The 14,800-nt window shown below is 67.7% G+C and carries 15 protein-coding genes; 4 read left to right on the top strand and 11 right to left on the bottom strand.

The features are described 5' to 3' along the window. Window positions 1–226 precede the first annotated feature (226 nt). Window positions 227–526 (top strand): WXG100 family type VII secretion target, encoded by a 300-nt coding sequence (locus tag ACFYOV_RS11420; protein ID WP_159535155.1) that lies wholly within the window; start codon window positions 227–229, stop codon window positions 524–526. 497 nt (window positions 527–1,023) lie between these two features. Here ACFYOV_RS11420 and ACFYOV_RS11425 read toward each other — a convergent pair whose 3' ends face one another. From ACFYOV_RS11425 to ACFYOV_RS11475, 11 genes are all read right to left on the bottom strand, one after another. Continuing rightward, on the bottom strand, window positions 1,024–1,605 hold the full coding sequence (locus ACFYOV_RS11425; protein WP_389085855.1) for a hypothetical protein: 582 nt from the start codon (window positions 1,603–1,605) through the stop codon (window positions 1,024–1,026). Further along, a complete protein-coding gene (locus ACFYOV_RS11430) occupies window positions 1,602–2,162 on the bottom strand; it encodes a hypothetical protein (protein WP_389085858.1) in 561 nt (186 codons plus the stop codon). The genes ACFYOV_RS11425 and ACFYOV_RS11430 overlap by 4 nt, the downstream gene beginning before the upstream one ends. A 70-nt stretch (window positions 2,163–2,232) precedes the next feature. Further along, window positions 2,233–2,631 (bottom strand): hypothetical protein, encoded by a 399-nt coding sequence (locus ACFYOV_RS11435; protein WP_389085860.1) that lies wholly within the window; start codon window positions 2,629–2,631, stop codon window positions 2,233–2,235. Between the two features lie 25 nt (window positions 2,632–2,656). After that, window positions 2,657–4,015, bottom strand: coding sequence for a hypothetical protein (locus ACFYOV_RS11440; RefSeq protein ID WP_389085863.1), 1,359 nt, complete (start codon window positions 4,013–4,015; stop codon window positions 2,657–2,659). Beyond that, on the bottom strand, window positions 4,012–4,317 hold the full coding sequence (locus ACFYOV_RS11445) for a WXG100 family type VII secretion target (RefSeq protein ID WP_389085865.1): 306 nt from the start codon (window positions 4,315–4,317) through the stop codon (window positions 4,012–4,014). Before ACFYOV_RS11445 ends, ACFYOV_RS11440 begins: the two co-directional genes overlap by 4 nt. Before the next feature lie 70 nt (window positions 4,318–4,387). Then, window positions 4,388–5,425 (bottom strand): hypothetical protein, encoded by a 1,038-nt coding sequence (locus ACFYOV_RS11450; RefSeq protein ID WP_389087033.1) that lies wholly within the window; start codon window positions 5,423–5,425, stop codon window positions 4,388–4,390. Further along, window positions 5,425–6,081: a hypothetical protein gene (locus ACFYOV_RS11455; RefSeq protein ID WP_389085867.1), complete on the bottom strand. Its 657-nt coding sequence runs from the start codon at window positions 6,079–6,081 to the stop codon at window positions 5,425–5,427. Before ACFYOV_RS11455 ends, ACFYOV_RS11450 begins: the two co-directional genes overlap by 1 nt. A 284-nt stretch (window positions 6,082–6,365) precedes the next feature. Next, on the bottom strand, window positions 6,366–7,445 hold the full coding sequence (locus ACFYOV_RS11460) for a hypothetical protein (protein ID WP_389085870.1): 1,080 nt from the start codon (window positions 7,443–7,445) through the stop codon (window positions 6,366–6,368). Then, on the bottom strand, window positions 7,442–8,113 hold the full coding sequence (locus tag ACFYOV_RS11465) for a hypothetical protein (protein ID WP_389085872.1): 672 nt from the start codon (window positions 8,111–8,113) through the stop codon (window positions 7,442–7,444). The genes ACFYOV_RS11460 and ACFYOV_RS11465 overlap by 4 nt, the downstream gene beginning before the upstream one ends. Before the next feature lie 91 nt (window positions 8,114–8,204). After that, entirely contained in the window at window positions 8,205–10,310 is a 2,106-nt protein-coding gene (locus tag ACFYOV_RS11470) for a hypothetical protein (protein WP_389085875.1), read from the bottom strand. 5 nt (window positions 10,311–10,315) lie between these two features. Continuing rightward, entirely contained in the window at window positions 10,316–11,050 is a 735-nt protein-coding gene (locus ACFYOV_RS11475) for a hypothetical protein (protein ID WP_389085877.1), read from the bottom strand. Window positions 11,051–11,680: 630 nt separating this feature from the next. On the opposite strand from ACFYOV_RS11475, the gene ACFYOV_RS11480 reads away from it, so the two are divergent. Genes ACFYOV_RS11480 through ACFYOV_RS11490 form a run of 3 tightly spaced genes read left to right on the top strand, consistent with a single transcriptional unit; the run spans window position 11,681 to window position 14,709 of the window. Continuing rightward, the gene (locus ACFYOV_RS11480; RefSeq protein ID WP_389085880.1) at window positions 11,681–12,415 is read left to right on the top strand and encodes a hypothetical protein; all 735 of its coding nucleotides are present in this window, start codon (window positions 11,681–11,683) and stop codon (window positions 12,413–12,415) included. Window positions 12,416–12,433: 18 nt separating this feature from the next. Beyond that, window positions 12,434–13,405: a hypothetical protein gene (locus tag ACFYOV_RS11485; RefSeq protein ID WP_389085882.1), complete on the top strand. Its 972-nt coding sequence runs from the start codon at window positions 12,434–12,436 to the stop codon at window positions 13,403–13,405. Then, entirely contained in the window at window positions 13,402–14,709 is a 1,308-nt protein-coding gene (locus tag ACFYOV_RS11490; protein ID WP_389085884.1) for a CpaF family protein, read from the top strand. The genes ACFYOV_RS11485 and ACFYOV_RS11490 overlap by 4 nt, the downstream gene beginning before the upstream one ends. Window positions 14,710–14,800 lie beyond the last annotated feature (91 nt).

Consider the following 14,800-nt stretch of genomic DNA (forward strand, 5'->3'; position numbering starts at 1 on the left):
CGGTGTTCCCGATGGCAACGGCGTGCACGACTTCACAACGCCGCTTTCACACAGGCGGGATGTGGCACCTCCGGTCACACCCGTAAGCTGCTGCCGCAAGAGCGGACGGTCATATCGCCTGCCTCGCAAGGCTCTTGTGTCACGGGGCCGCGACGGGTGGCCGGTAGTTCCGCAAACAGGGAGCCACGGGGGTTGGCCCTGCGGCGTTGCGAGAGGAAGCGGCTTCATGGCCAAGGACCTTGACATCACATATCAGGACATGCGGGAAGCGGCCAAGCATGTCGTCAAGGAGAAGGAGAAGCTCCAGGAGAAGCTGGACGCCCTCCGCAAGTACATCAACAACCTGGTCAACTCCGGCTACGTGACCAAGAGTTCATCGAAGGCCTTCGACGAGAACTTCGACGAGTTCACCAACGGTGCGAAGACCACGCTGGACGGCCTGGACGGCATGGGCGACTACCTGACCATGGCCGCGGACAAGTTCGAGCAGATCGACGACGAACTGGCTAAGGCGGCGCGCAAGTAGCCGCTGCTCCGGTCGTCGTAGTGCGGCGGGGTCGCGGGCCTCGCCGCACCACCGGTTCAGGGGGAGTGCATCCGTGATGCGGGGGCGTCATGTCTGGTGAAGACGACCACACACTCGGGCCGATCTTGATGCGATCAAAGAGATGGGGACCGGGCTCAACAATGTGCGCAAGGCCTTCGAAAAGCTGGGAAAGCTCGCACACTGCTGATCAGTGTTCCGGCCCCTGATGAGTGGCCCAAGTCCGCGGACCCGGATGCACTCGCGGAGCACCTCGCCGAGCGCAGAGACGTCGGTGCAATGCAATTGGGTGTCGTGGAGCTCGAAGCGGCCGGTAGAGCCGTGCGCCGACGCCGCAGGACTATGAGGCCGGCGCAGCCCAGACCCACCTGGCAGCCCCCAGGGGTTACGCCGGTGTCCTTCTTCGGTAGCTGTCGCACCACCCCATAGCTGGAAGGGCGTCACGGGATTGGCCCCGCACTGGGCAGATCGCCGCGGCCTCACTCGGTGTCGCTCACCCAAAGGCTCCTCGTGAACTCATCCACGATGTCCGTATAGGTAGCCATTTTTCCGGGGTCCTCCCAGACCATGTAGAAACACAGGTCGACGCCGGACGCCTCGACTCGCCAGCCGTATCGGACAGTGACCATGAGCCGGCCGTCAGGAGTGGACCAGTAGCGCGTGGACCGGAGTCCCTCGCCCAGGCGTTCCGTGGAGAACGGCTCGACCTCGACGGGGCGGACGACGCTCTCCGCGTTCGCTTGGATGATCTGCCGCAGAGTCGACTCCCGTTCCCCTTGGCACTCCGCCATGAGGATGAAGGCCGGCACGGGCACGTCGTCGGGCAGTGGAATGAACAGGAACGTCTGATCCGCGGGAGCGAGCCCGGACAGGACTTCAGCGAAGGAGGCCAACTGCTGGCGGACAGCCTTGATCCGTCGTCGCTTCGGCCTCTTTTCATGCGCGCTCAGCAGTGCGAGCGCGCACAGTTCTGCCCACTCCTCGCGCTCGTTGTCGCTGTTCCAGCGCATATGAGTGGGAAACCACTGCAGCGTTTCTGAATCCGTTTCCACCAGCTTCATGCATAGCTCCATCGGAACGTGGTCATGACGGCATCGAACAACTCGACTAGGAGCTCCGCCATTTCGCTGTCCGGTCGTCCGTCCGCGATGGTGCTGAAGGAGACGGTCAACCACTTGGGGGTGGCGGAGTCGGGAATCTGCAGAATGTACTCGACCCGCCGCGAGGGGTGCTCCACCTCGCGAGCGGCATCCGGCTGGGCCACGCCGTCCACACGGAATCCGGCGGCACCGTCGATCGTCACTTCCTCGCTCTGCGAGGCGTCAGGGCGCAACGAGCTCAGCACCATTGCCGCGTCCATCCCGAGAGCCGGTACGGACAGCGGCTCGGAAATGATGAACGATGCCGGGAGGGCGACCCCGTCGATGCGCTCCACCGGCAGGTGCAGGTCCATGGCGTGGGCCTCACGGGCCTGTCGTGCCACCTTCTTGAGGCGCTTGATCAGCTCCAGTCGCGCCTTGGTGAGGTCATCCCGTGGGATGTCGGCGGGCAGCTCACGGACGGAACCGTCCACGATCCGCTTGATCGCCTCGCTGGTGCCCTCGCGCAGCGGAATCATGTCCCAGCCTGGCGGCGGGACGAGCGTGTAACCGGTGGGCACTTCCGACGTGGTTCCGCCAGAGGTGGCCTCAGTGGTGCTGGACACGTCGAACCCTTTCCCAGATTGCGGATCCGGCCACGAGAAGCGGCGTGACGAATGCGCCGAAGACGCCCACCCAGTAGCTGGTCACGATGGCGGGAAGGACGAGCGTGAAGGAAATGCCCATGGCGTGTGTGAGACCTCCGGGCCGCTGACTGGCCCGCGGGTGCTGAATGAAGATGACGAACAGGCATACGAGGGCGGCCGATACCACGCCCCGCTGGAGCCCCACCCAGGCCCAGCCGAACGATTTGGGTACGAGGAAAGCACCGCCGACGTACACGACGAGGTAGATCAAGGGGACCATGACGCACAGACGTGCCAGTGCCACAACCCCGCCGCCCAGCCGGTCGACCAGAGAACCGGAACTGTTCCCGGGTGATGTCACGTGTTCTCAACTCCCTTTGTCGATTTCACCATGAGGAGCCGATCGGAGCTTTCCATGTGTTCTCTTTCCAGTCGTTGTAGCCTTCGCTCGACCATTTGTCGGGGAGTACTCCGTCCGTCGCCTTTGATGCAGCACTCCAGGCGTCGCTCTGTCCGAAGATCTTGTCCGTTGCGTCAGCTCCGGCACCAGCGTAGATGGCGGCGAGGGAAATGCCGTATCCGGCCCGGGCCCTCGCGGTGTTGCCGACCGCCGCCTCCGGAAAGGCGGCCCTGTTCTTCGCGAACTGAGAGTAGATTCCGTGCAGCTCTCCGTCACCGAGATGTGCCCACTTGGCACCAGCGCTCGATTCGGTCGCTTCCTTGGCCACCCGCCCGGCATCATCCGAGATCTTCTTGCGAGTGAAGGTCAACAGGTCCTTGTAGAACTTCTTTGCGCCTTCGTCACCTGTGTTGGCGATGGCTCGTTGCAGCGAATTCATCATGGACTTGTGAGCGCGCAACCCGGCCTTGAGTCCGGCCTGGCGGCCAGCGACGGCACCTGCCTTGGTGGCTGCGTTGGCGCCCTTGAGCATCGTCAGGCCCGCCCGCCCGGCGCCCATCGTGAGCAGCCCGACGGAATCCATGGCTACTTCCATCCAGCTGGCTTCACCGGCCGCTGCCAGGAAGGCTCTTGCCCCGAGAATGATGCCACCGAGGGCCAGGGCCAGGATGTTCAACCCGGGGATGAACAACGCCACGACACCGAGGATGGTGGCCGCCCACCCCAAGGCGTCCAACACGACCTTGATCGTGTCGATGTTGTCGTGGAGCCAGCCCTTGACGTCGTCCCACCAGCTGTCCTCGATGGCGTCGTCGAGCTGGTCGCGGACCTTGCCCGCGTGGTGGCGAGCGCGCTCGTCCCGGTTGTCCTTGATGCGTTCGAGCTGGGCCCGGAACTCGTGCAGTGGGTCGCCCTCGGTACCACTGGGCGACGGATCGGGGGTCTTGCCGTCTTCACCCCCGGATTCCTTCTTGGTCTTCTCGGCTTCGAGGTGCTCCTGCTCCTTCTTTGCGTTGGTCAGGACCTTGTCGGCCTCGGTCTGAAAATCCTCGAGGTCGTTCGCCCAGTTGGTGAGGTGGCCATAGACCCGTTCATAGCGACTGGCCACTTGGTCCAGGCGCTTCTCCAGGCCCTCGGCCTCTTCCTTGAGCTTTGCAGCGTATTTGCCCTTGAGTTCGTTGTCCTTGCCGATGCCGCGCAGCAACCTTGCCTGTTCGCGCAATGAACTGGCGACGGCTTTCATGTGCTTGACTTCGCCGCGTATCTCCTCCGGATCGCCCGGTACGGGGTCGGATTCGGCGAGCGGGTGCCAGTCCCGGGGGCGAGGTTTCGACGATGGTGTCACTGTTTCTTCCTCGCCTTGCGGAGCTCCGCCGCCAACTGTGCGTCCGCGCCGGAGAACCCGTTGATGGTGGACTTGACCAGTTCCCCCACCGTCTTGACGCTGTCGAGCAGTTTGCCGCGGTGGTCGTCCCAGTTGTCGACGAATTTGTCCATGGCGTCGGCTATCTCGCCACTGCCCCAATACGGCCGCATGTCGTCTTTGCGGTTGTTGAGGTCCTTCAGTTCCTTCTGGATGCCTTTCAGAAGCGACTCTGATTCCACCAGGAGATCGACGTTTACGATGAGGTCCGAGTCGTCGGCCATGTTTTCCTCGGGCTTTCTGCTCTGGTTCTTCGACGCGCGTGAGCGCTCGCTTCATTCAGCGAGAGGCGTATCAGCGGTTGATCGACTGGATCTCCTGGACGGTTACGGCCTGGTCGGCGCCGAATGTTCCGTCGGGCAGGTCGCCGCCCGTGCCGCCCGTGCCCTCCCAGGTGATGTCCCAGGTGACCGTGGCCTGCAGTTTGAACGTGTCGTCACCGGAGGAACGCAGGTACTTGAGGCCGCAGGGCGGGGTCTCATCGGCCTTGCCCTTGGCGTACGGCTCGCCGATCGACCCGTCGTCGTTGATCGTGCATTCCCCGGATGCGGGGTAGGTCTCTGCGTCGTCCGTGCCCGGTTCCAGCACGAGGGAGACGGGCTTGGCCGTGGTGGTGGCTTGAATGTTCACCCCGCCCGCGTCCAGCGATGCTGTCACGGAGACTTCCTTGAATTCGGCCCTGTCCAACCACGCCCAGGTCGGGAGGTTGACCTTGGTGGTCTCCGCCGGAGCGAGAGTGACCTCGGTGGCGGGAAGCTGCACGCGGTTGTAGGCCAGTTCGGCCAGGACCTGAGGAGTGACCGCGTTCTCTGCGTCCGGTGCGTCACCGTTCTCCACCCAGAAGGGCTCCCGGTCGCAGATCTGCGCCTCCGGTTCCATCCAGCGGTCCTCGTCCTGGACGGCGACCCACCAGTTACCCTCGTCCTTCTCCTTCAGGTTGTAGTTCTCGTACTCGCCGTCCTTGTATTTCTTCCGAGTCTTGCCTGCGCTTGTCTTGGCGTAGCTGTGCTGTCCTGGGGCGTTGACGGTGGTCTCGTACATATCCTCGATGTACTTCGCGAACTCCTCCGCGGACCTGGGCTCGTACCAGCAAGCCGGCGGTGTCCAGTTCCCCACCGGCTCGAGGCTTCCCGATGTGTTACCGCCCCCGCCGCTGGTGGAACCGCTGAAGGTGATCCGGGACTCCAGTGTTCCCCCGCTGTTCGAGCCTTGCTGTTTCACCTTGGCTCCTTCGTTGCCGCTGCCGAGATCTACGTCGGCGTAGGCGGGCGGAGCGATGAGAGCACATGCGACGGCAAAGAGGGCGGCAGGGAACAGCCGGCGAGCGGGCATCACGGCGTGCACGAGTTGTTGCCCCTCTCGGAGTTGAGCACGGCGGTCTGCCACACGCCCTTGTCGGTCTTTTCCAGGCGAGTGGAGTAGAGAAGGTATGACTTTTCTGTAACCGGAGTCTTCTCGGCCTTGCCCGTCTCCCTGTCCTTGACGAATGCTTCGCCTTCGAAGGAGCAGTACGTCAGCGTCGCCTTGTCCTTTTCGTACACGTTGACGGTCGGCTTGAAGAAGCGGGTCTTGCCCGTCATGGACTTCTTCGCCTTCACGAACTCCTGGATCCAGTCCGCGGCACCCAGCAAGGCGTCGTCCTTGTAGTAGAAACCCAACACCGGCTCTTCCGGGTCGCCTTGGGTGATGGCGTAGGTCAGGGCGTCGATGCGGCGGGATGCATCTGCCAGTACCGCGTCCTTCGTGGTGTCGCCGGTCTTCCACTCGTCGAAGGTGTTGGTGACGTCCTTGGGTAGTTTCACCTCCGGGCGCTGTCCCGAGTCCGTGGCTGTGGCGGCCGGTGAGGGAGATTTTCCCGCCCTGCCGGTGTCGGCGCCCGCGATCTCCTCGTTGGCCTTGGAGTTGCCATCCTCACCTCCGCACGCCGTCAGGATCAGGGCCGCGGTTGCGGCGAACGCGGCAGCAACGGGCAAAGAACGGCGCTTCACAGTGACTCCCCGTGAGACAGAAGTGCAGTCAAGGGCAATGACGGTATCGGTGTCGTTCTCGGTTTCGCCACCGCGAACTCTGTGGAGATGTCCGCATTTCTTGGTGTAACGGATCCAAGTTGCGGATCCCACGGGGGCGCCAACGGCACGTCCGACCACTGGCAGGACTGCGATGCCCGCCGTACGACACCGTCTTGAGCTCTTCAACCGGAGCAAGACCCTGGGCGGTGCGTGGCAGATCCGCTTGCGGCTCGACTGAGACCCCGCGGTGTGAGCGGCGGACCTCACCTGTTGACGGCCTGGATCTCTTGAACCGTCACCGCCTGGTCGTTGCCGAAGGTCCCGTCGGGCAGGTCGCCGCCGGCGCCGCCCGTGCCTTCCCAGGCGATGTCCCAGGTGATGGTGGCCTGGAGCTTGAAGGTGCCGTTGCCCGAGGAGCGGAGGTACTTGAGGCCGCAGGGTGGGGTCTCGTCGGCCCTGCCCTTGGCGTACGGTGCACCGATCGAGCCGTCGTTGTTGATGACGCATTCACCGGAGGCCGGGTAGGTCTCCGCGTCCTCCGTGCCCGGCTCCAGCTTGAGGGACACCGGCTTGGCGGTGGTCGTGGCCTGAAGGTTCAAGCCGGGGGCGTTGATCGCCGCGGTGGCCTGCACCTCGTCGAAGACGGCCTTGTCGAGCCAGGCCCAGGTCGGCAGGTTCACCTTCGTGATCGCCTCCGGGGCGAGGGTGACCTTCGTGTCGGGCAGTTGCATGTGCTGGTAGGCGAGGGCAGCGAGTATCTCGGGGGTGATGGCCTGTTCGTACTGGGGCGGCGGGGCCTGGCCGTTCGGCACCCAGAAGGGGAGGTCGTTGCACGAGCTTCGTTTCAGCGGGTCGGGTTCGTCGGGGTTCTCGACGGCCGCCCAGAACATGCCCTTGCCGTCGTTCTCGACGTTGTAGTCCTCGTAGCCGGGGGTGTCGGTCCAGCCGTACTCGTCCTCGTAGTGGCGCTGCAGTTCGCTGAGCGCCGCGCCCGCGTGGCCGCCCATGCCGGGCGCGTTCATCTGGCTGTCGATGTCCTTGGACATCTTCTTCTTGAAGTCCTTGGCACCGAGATACGGGGCGTACCAGCAGGGTGGAGGCTCCCAGTTGACGTCTGAGGAGGTCACGTTGCCGGTGCCGCCGTTCTTGGCGACGGATCCGGAGTACTGGATGCGGGCGGCGGCGTAGATGCCGGTCTTGTCGGCGCCGCCGGTCTGCTCCGTGCTGGCTCCCTTGCCGGAACCCACCGGCTTTGCCGCGTAGGCGGTTCCCGTGAGGACGACAGAGAGAAGGGTCAATGTCAGTGCTGCGGTACCGAGGGGTAGGCGTCGCGATCCGTTCACTGGCACTTCGCCGCCTTCGTTTCGACGAACACCTTGGACGCCTGCCAGAGATCCTTACCCGTCGGGAACTTGACCATGATGATCCTGAAGCGGTCGAAGTCCTCGATGCTGGGGTCGGTCCTGAGGATCTTGTCGGTCTTTACTTCCTTGCCGTAGAACTTGCCCGAGTCCGCGCAGAACGCCACCTCCACCGAGTTGCCGTTCGGTGCCGACCTCGTGGTGGCGTCGTAATGGCGCAATGTGCCGGTGGCCGTCCAGCCACCCTTGATCCACTCGTTGATCTGCACCTCCGCGTAGCGCAGCCCCTCACCCGTGGCGTAAGCAGTCACCGCCGCGTCCTTGGTCGTGCGCCCGTGGACGCCCCGGTAGATCGCGCGGAGGTAGTTCGCGGCGTCGTCCATGGCCTCCGCTTCGTTCTTGTCCTGGGGCTTGTCCCAGTCGAAGACCAGGTTCATGTCCTTGGGCAGCGACACGTCCACGCCGTCCGGCTTGTCCGCCGCCGGTGCCCCCGATGGCTCCGCGGACTTGCTCGGGGTCTGTGTCCCCTGGTCGGCCCCGGCGATTTTGTCGCCGCCTTTGGAACTGTCCTCTCCGCCGCCGCAGGCCGTCAGGAGCAGTGAGGTGGCTGCGGCCAACGCAACAGCAACGGGCAAAGTTCGGTGCTTCACAGTAACTCCCCGTGTGAAAGAAGTGCAGTTGAGGGCATTGACGGTATCGGTGTGGTTTCTGGTTTCGCCACAGCGAACTCTTCTGGGGCGCTCAGCCCGCATGCGCCACCTCCCTCGCCTTCGTCACCAGCCCGCCGTACCCACGCGTCAGCGGCGACAGCAGGCCGTCCGAGGCCTCGTCGTAGCGGACGCGGGTCGTGGTGCCGGGCGGGGCGGGCAGGGTCAGGAACCGGTGGTGGAGTTCGCGTGGGGTGACGATCGCCGTGTCTCGGCAGGGTTCGCAGACCGGGAGCAGGCGCCTGCTGTTGCCCTCTGGAGACACCCGGACGTGGTGACGGGTGACGGCGGTGCCGTGCAGGGGGTTCACGGCGCAGCAGCGTGAGCCGGCGTCCCCGTCCAGGGCGGCCCGTGCCGCGCGGGCCAGGACGGCGATGGCCAGCAGGCGGGCCGGGTCCGTCACCGTGGCGCGCAGGCGGGCGGTGTCGTCGCCGGCGAGGGCCGTGGCCGCGTCGTAGCGGTCGCGGGCGGTGCGGTGGCGGGTGTGCGACGACGGGGTTGTCTCCTCGTCGGCCGCCCCTGCCGCTTGCCCGACCACAGCCGCAGCGGCCCGCAGCTCCGCCCGCGCCGTGCGGCGCAGGAACGCCTCCGACGGTGCGGCCGGTGCTGCGGCGGGCGAGCCCGGGCCGGGCGTCCAGCCGAACCGTCGCCCTGCCTTCGCCGTGGCCGTCCACACGGCGGCCACCACGCCACGCAGCAGTAGCGCCAGGAGCGCGCCGATCACCAGGCCCGGCCAGAAGTCGGTGGCGAAGAGCCGTGGGAGGGCGTGTTCCTCGGCGGGGCTGGGAGCGGGGGCGGGGGTGCCGCTGCTGGTCGGTTCCTCGGTGCGGGGTGACGTGTCGAGATGCGTCATGAGGGCGTCGAGACGGTCGCCCAGAAGATGGTCCTCGGCCTTGTCCGCCTCCCGGGTGCCGAGCGAGATCGACTCGGGGAGGTCGAAGAGGAGGTCGTGGCTGTCCAGCCGGAGATTGTGATTGACGACGTCGATGTAACCGCTCACCGGGTCGGCGACGACGTACACGCCGTCCTTGTCCAGCTTGGCGTGGACCGCGGCGGCGAACAGTTCCTCGTCGCCGGCGGACTCGTCCTCCGGTATGTGCGGCACCAGGGTGACGAAGACCGGGCCACCGCCCTTCGACCGCGCGAAGCGATCGATACGGTCGTGCAGGCGGGCGAGTTGGGATGCGTCGAGTCTCCGCGGGCTCTCCGGATCCTGGTAGACCGGGTCCCGGGCCAGGCCCGACGCGACCCGTTCGACGCGGGCCGACATGTCCCGCGGGGACGGCGTGGGAGCCGCGTCGCTTCGGGTCTGGTCGAAGATCAGCGATGCGGTGCCGGCGATCGCCGCCGCCGTGAGCAGGGCGACGGCAGGAAGCGTGAGGCGACGCCACGGGGGCCGGGTGGGGCCGGTGGTGCGTCCGGCGCTGGGCTTCCTCGTGGGGTGTGCCGGGGGAGGGCCGCGGCGACGGCGACGTACGTACGGCACCAGCAGCAGGATCGACAGGGGGACGCCGGTGACCGCGATGCCCGTGAGGAACGACTGGTTCCGGCGGTCTGACGGGCCGATGTACAGGTCGTCGGGAGGACCGTCGTCCCCGTAGGTGTCGCGCGCCGCCGCGGCCAGCCGCTCGGCCTCCTCCACGTCCTTGGACACGACCTCCACGAAGCGCTCGAAGCTGCGCAACGGGCCCGCGTCATAGGGTAGTTCGAAACGAACGGCCGTGACGGCGGCCTCCACGGGGGCGCGCACACCGTAGGCGCGGGCCTGAGTGACCTCCGCCTCGTCGACCAGTACGTAGAGCCCGTCGCGTCCGAGCCGGTCGTGCACCTTGTCCAACAGGCCGTCCCGGTACGAGCTTCTCTGGCCCGGCAGGACCAGAACGTAGGTGGGGACGCCGGTGCGCTCGGCCAGGCGGGCGAAGTCCGGGGCCAGGGCGCGCGGGACCGCCCGGGGGAGCTGGTCGGTGACGTGGACCGGGTGGGCGCGCAGGCGGTCGGCCAGGTACGCCGCCTGGGGCTGGGGCTGGGGCTGCGGTTGCGGGGCCGCAGATGCCTGCGGTGCGGTCACCAGTACGGCAAGGGCGGCACACAGGGGCAGGAGCAGGCGGATGACTCGGGTCCGGAACCGGCCTGTCGGCATCGACCTCACCCCAGCTTCTCGTTCTGCGCCTTCACCACCGCCGCCGGGAGCCTGGCGTCGCTCGGGGTGGCCCGGGCGATGGCGAGGCCGTTGACCGAGAAGTAGACGCCGAGGACGTCGCCGTCGCGGACGACCTGTGTGTGCAGGGTGTGCGAGGCTCCTCGGAAGGTCATCGTCGCCTTGAAGCCGAGGGCCTCGTCGCCGGCCGGTGCGACCTTCTCCTCGTTCACGGAGTCGTACGCGCTGGTGCCTCCGCTCGCCTTCGCGGTGAATCCCGTACGGCAGGAGTCCACCGCCTTCCTTACGTCGGCCAGGGCGGACTGTGCGCCCCCGACCTCGTAGACGGTCAGAGTGACGTACGTGTGTGCGCCGTTGAGACCCTCCGCCTCCTCCGTCAGCGCACGGGTGAGGTCGGACTGCGGATCACCGAGCGGGAGTTGGTTCATCGCGTGGGCCAGTGGAGCGCAGACCGGTCTGTCGACCTCGACCTCCTCCACGGACTTGGCGAACACGAAGTCCTGGTTGGGTTCGTCCACCGAGAATCCCTCGACGTCGGCCGGCCCGATCATGATGGTGGCGATCCGTTCCGCCGGGCTCATCTGCCTGACCGGGGGCGAGGACGGCGAGGAGGGTGCGCTCTCCGGCTTGGCGTCCGAGTCGTCGGACGAGCAGGCGGTCAGTACGGGGGTGAGGGCCAGGACGACGGCGGACGCGGCGGCCAGGGCGGCGGTTCGGTACATGGGTCCTCGGTGGGTGTGCGGGGGAGCGGAGGAGGAGCGGCGGCTGCGTGGGGTCGAGGAGGTGCCGGTCGGCTCGGGGCCGTCAACTCCCGTCGACGGCGGCCTCGTACGTGTGGGGACCGAACGGGCGTCATCGCGCGCATCCGCTTCCTGTGCGGCATTCTGAAGCCCCCGTGTCCCCGTCCGTCCCGGTGCTCTTCGTCACCGTCACGACCGAAGATCATGGCACGGCGACGGCGGGACCCCGTGAGTGATTCGTGCGGGCATCGTGGCCGACGCGTGACGAACGACCCCTGCCTCCCTGGCGTTTGGCCTGGTTACCGGCTTCGCTCACGCACAGGGAGTGAGTTGTGTCTCAGCTCCGTTCCCAACGGGGTTGTTGAACGCGGAAGTTGCTGATGAGTAAGGCTGCCGCGGAGGGGGCCGACGGGGCCGGGTTCGCCTTGAGGGGCGTATGGGTGGCTGATACGGTGCGAGGGCTTGACACTCACCTCAGCGCTGGCCAACGCCCAGGTCCGGCGGGTAAGTCCGACGCGTCCCGCATGTCTGTGCGCGGGGAGACGCGGGTGAAGTGTCCGGAATTCCGAGGTACTTGGCAGACTTTTTCTTGGGCGTACGGGGAGCGGTTGCGTGAAGATCCAAGAGCGTACGGGGGCGGGCGCGGGTCGGTCCGCGGCGCCGGCTCAGCCGTCGGTCGGAGACCGGCTTCCCACGCCGCCTCGCGAGCGCAAACCCGCGCTGGCCGCGCTGGCGGTGCTGCTGATCCTGGTCGGCGCGCTCGGGGCGACGATGCTCGTGCTCCAGGCGGGCGACCGGATCGAGGTCGTGAAGGTCAAGAGTCAGATCGAGGCCGGGGAATCCGTCACCGACGCCGACGTGACCTCCGTGATGGTGGCCGAGGACGCCTCCATCAACTACGTCGAGTGGACCCAGCTCGACGCCCTCAAGAAGCTCAAGGCCAAGACCACGATCTACGCCGACACGGTCGTGCAGGGGCAGATGTTCGCCGAGCAGAGCAGCCTGCCCGCCGGCAAGGCCGCCGTCGGCCTCGCCCTCAAGGAGGGCCAGTACCCGGCGGACCTCAAGCCCGGTGACATCGTCGCCGCCTACCGCGTCGGCGGCACCAGCCGCTCCGGCTCGGATTCGAGCGACTCCGACAGCACCGACTCCGGCGCCGGCACTCCGTCCTCGAGCGGCGCGCTCGTCGACAAGGCCCGGGTGAACACCGTCAAGGACGACAGCGACGCCACCGTGAGCACCGGCAGCAGGACACTCACGCTCCTCGTCGACCAGGCCGACGCGGCCGAGCTGGCCTCGGCGGCGGCCGCGGGTGAGGTCGCCCTCGTGCACGTCCCCGGCAACTGAGAAGGCGGCACCCGACCCATGGCCCTCATCGCCCTCGCCGCCGACAAGGGTTCCCCCGGCGTCACCACCGCGGCCGTCGCCCTCGCGGCGGTCTGGCCGCGGCGGGTGCTGCTCGCCGAGACCGACCCGGCGGGCGGTGACCTCGTCTACCGCAGTGCCGCCGCGCACGGCGGGCCGCTGAACCCCAACACGGGGATGCTGTCCATCGCCGCCACGGCCCGGCGCGGGCTCGTGCCCGACCAACTCTGGGACCACGTCCAGCCGTTGAGCGGCGGGCTCGAAGTGCTCGTCGGACTCGGCATCGCCGAGCAGGCCGCGGGGCTGGCCGGGCTGTGGCCCACCCTCGGGCACGCCTTCTCCTCGCTCGCCGACTCCCCGCACGCCCCCGCCGACGTCATCGCCGACTGCGGACGCATCAGCGGGGACACCCCGGCCCTCGAGCTGTTCCCGCACGCCGCGCTGGTCCTGCTGATCTCGCGCACCGAGCCCGAGGCGCTCGCCCGGGTCCGGGACCGCGCCGCCGCCCTCGCGGGCAAGCTGCACGGCGGCCCGCGCGGTGCCGCGAACCTCGGCAACCCGGCCATCGGCGTCGTCCTGATCGCCGAGCCGGGCACCGCCCCCAAGCTCGCCTCCCAGGTCAACGACATGCTCGTGCACGCCCAGACCGGCGCCCGCGTGCTCGGCACCCTCGCCGACGACCCGGCCGGGGCCGACCAGCTGGCCGGCCGCCGGCGCGGGCGCCTGGACAAGTCGCTGCTGATCCGCTCGGCCCGCAAGGTGACCGCCGACCTGTACCAGCAGTACGGCGCCGCCTGGGCCGCCGCCGCGCAGGCCCAGCACGCCGCCCGTCCCCGGCACGCCGAGCACGCCGCCCAGGCCCAGGCGCAGCACGCCGCCCAAGTCCAGGCGCAGCACGCCGCCCAGGTTCAGGCGCCGGGCCAGGCCCAGCAGGGTGACATGAACGGCGGCCGTGCCGGAGCCGGGCGATGACCACTGTCGACCACCAGCTGGTCAAGCGGTTCCGTCAGGACGCGGGCGACCGCATCGCCGAACAGCGCCGGCTCGACCAGGTCAACGGCGTCACGCCGATGTCCAGCGAGGACGAGCGGCACTACGCCCGGGCCGTCATAGCCCAGATCCTGGAGGAGTACGCCCGCGCCGAGATCAACGCGGGTCGTACGCCGCTGGACGCCCAGACCGAGGAGCAGTACGCGGCCGCCGTGCACGCCGCGCTGTTCGGCGTCGGCCGGCTCCAGCCGCTGCTGGACGACCCCGAGGTCGAGAACATCGACATCAACGGCTGCGACCAGGTGTTCGTCGGCCACTCCGACGGCCGCGAGGTGCGCGGCGAGCCCGTCGCCGAGACCGACGAGGAGCTCATCGAGCTCATCCAGGTGCTCGGCGCCTACTCGGGTCTGTCGTCGAGGCCCTTCGACTCCGCCAACCCCCAGCTGGACCTGCGGCTGCCCGACGGTTCGCGACTGTCGGCCGTCATGGACGTCGCCCGGCGCCCCGCCCTGTCCATCCGCCGGGCGCGCATGGGGAAGGTGTTCATCTCCGACCTGGTCGGAAACGGCACGCTGACCCCGGAGCTGGGGCACTTCCTCGCGTGCGCGGTGCGGGCCCGCAAGAACATCATGATCGCGGGCGCCACCAACGCCGGCAAGACGACGCTGCTGCGCGCCCTCGCCAACGAGATCCCGCCGCACGAGCGGCTCATCACCGTCGAGCGGGCGCTCGAGCTCGGTCTCGACACGTTCCCCGATCTCCACCCCAACGTCGTGGCCTTCGAGGAGCGACTGCCCAACTCCGAGGGGCAGGGCGCCATCTCGATGGCCGAGCTGGTGCGCCGGTCGCTGCGCATGAACCCCTCCCGCGTCATCGTCGGTGAGGTGCTCGGCGACGAGATCGTGACGATGCTGAACGCGATGTCCCAGGGCAACGACGGCTCGCTGTCCACGATCCACGCCAACAGCTCCAGCGAGGTCTTCAACCGCATCTCCACCTACGCCCTCCAGGCCAACGAACGGCTGCCCATCGAGGCCAGCCAGATGCTGATCGCGGGCGCGGTGAACTTCGTCGTCTTCATCCAGCGGCGCAACGACTACCAGAGCGGCGGCCGCCTCCAGCGCATGGTCACCTCCGTCCGTGAGGTCAACGGCGTCGACGGCCGCGTGCTCTCCAGCGAGGTGTTCGCGGAGACGCCCGACGGCCGGGTCGTGCCGCACGCCCCCATCGCCTGCCTGGAGGACCTGATGGCACACGGCTACCGGCCCAGCGGAACCTGGGGGTGACCCGGTGATCGACACGACCCCGACCACGTCCCTGGCCACCTGGGCGGCCACGACGTTCCCCGCGTCCACGGCGGCATCCGCCGACACCCTC

It is taken from the genome of Streptomyces sp. NPDC005931 (genome assembly GCF_042871235.1).
GTDB lineage: Bacteria > Actinomycetota > Actinomycetes > Streptomycetales > Streptomycetaceae > Streptomyces.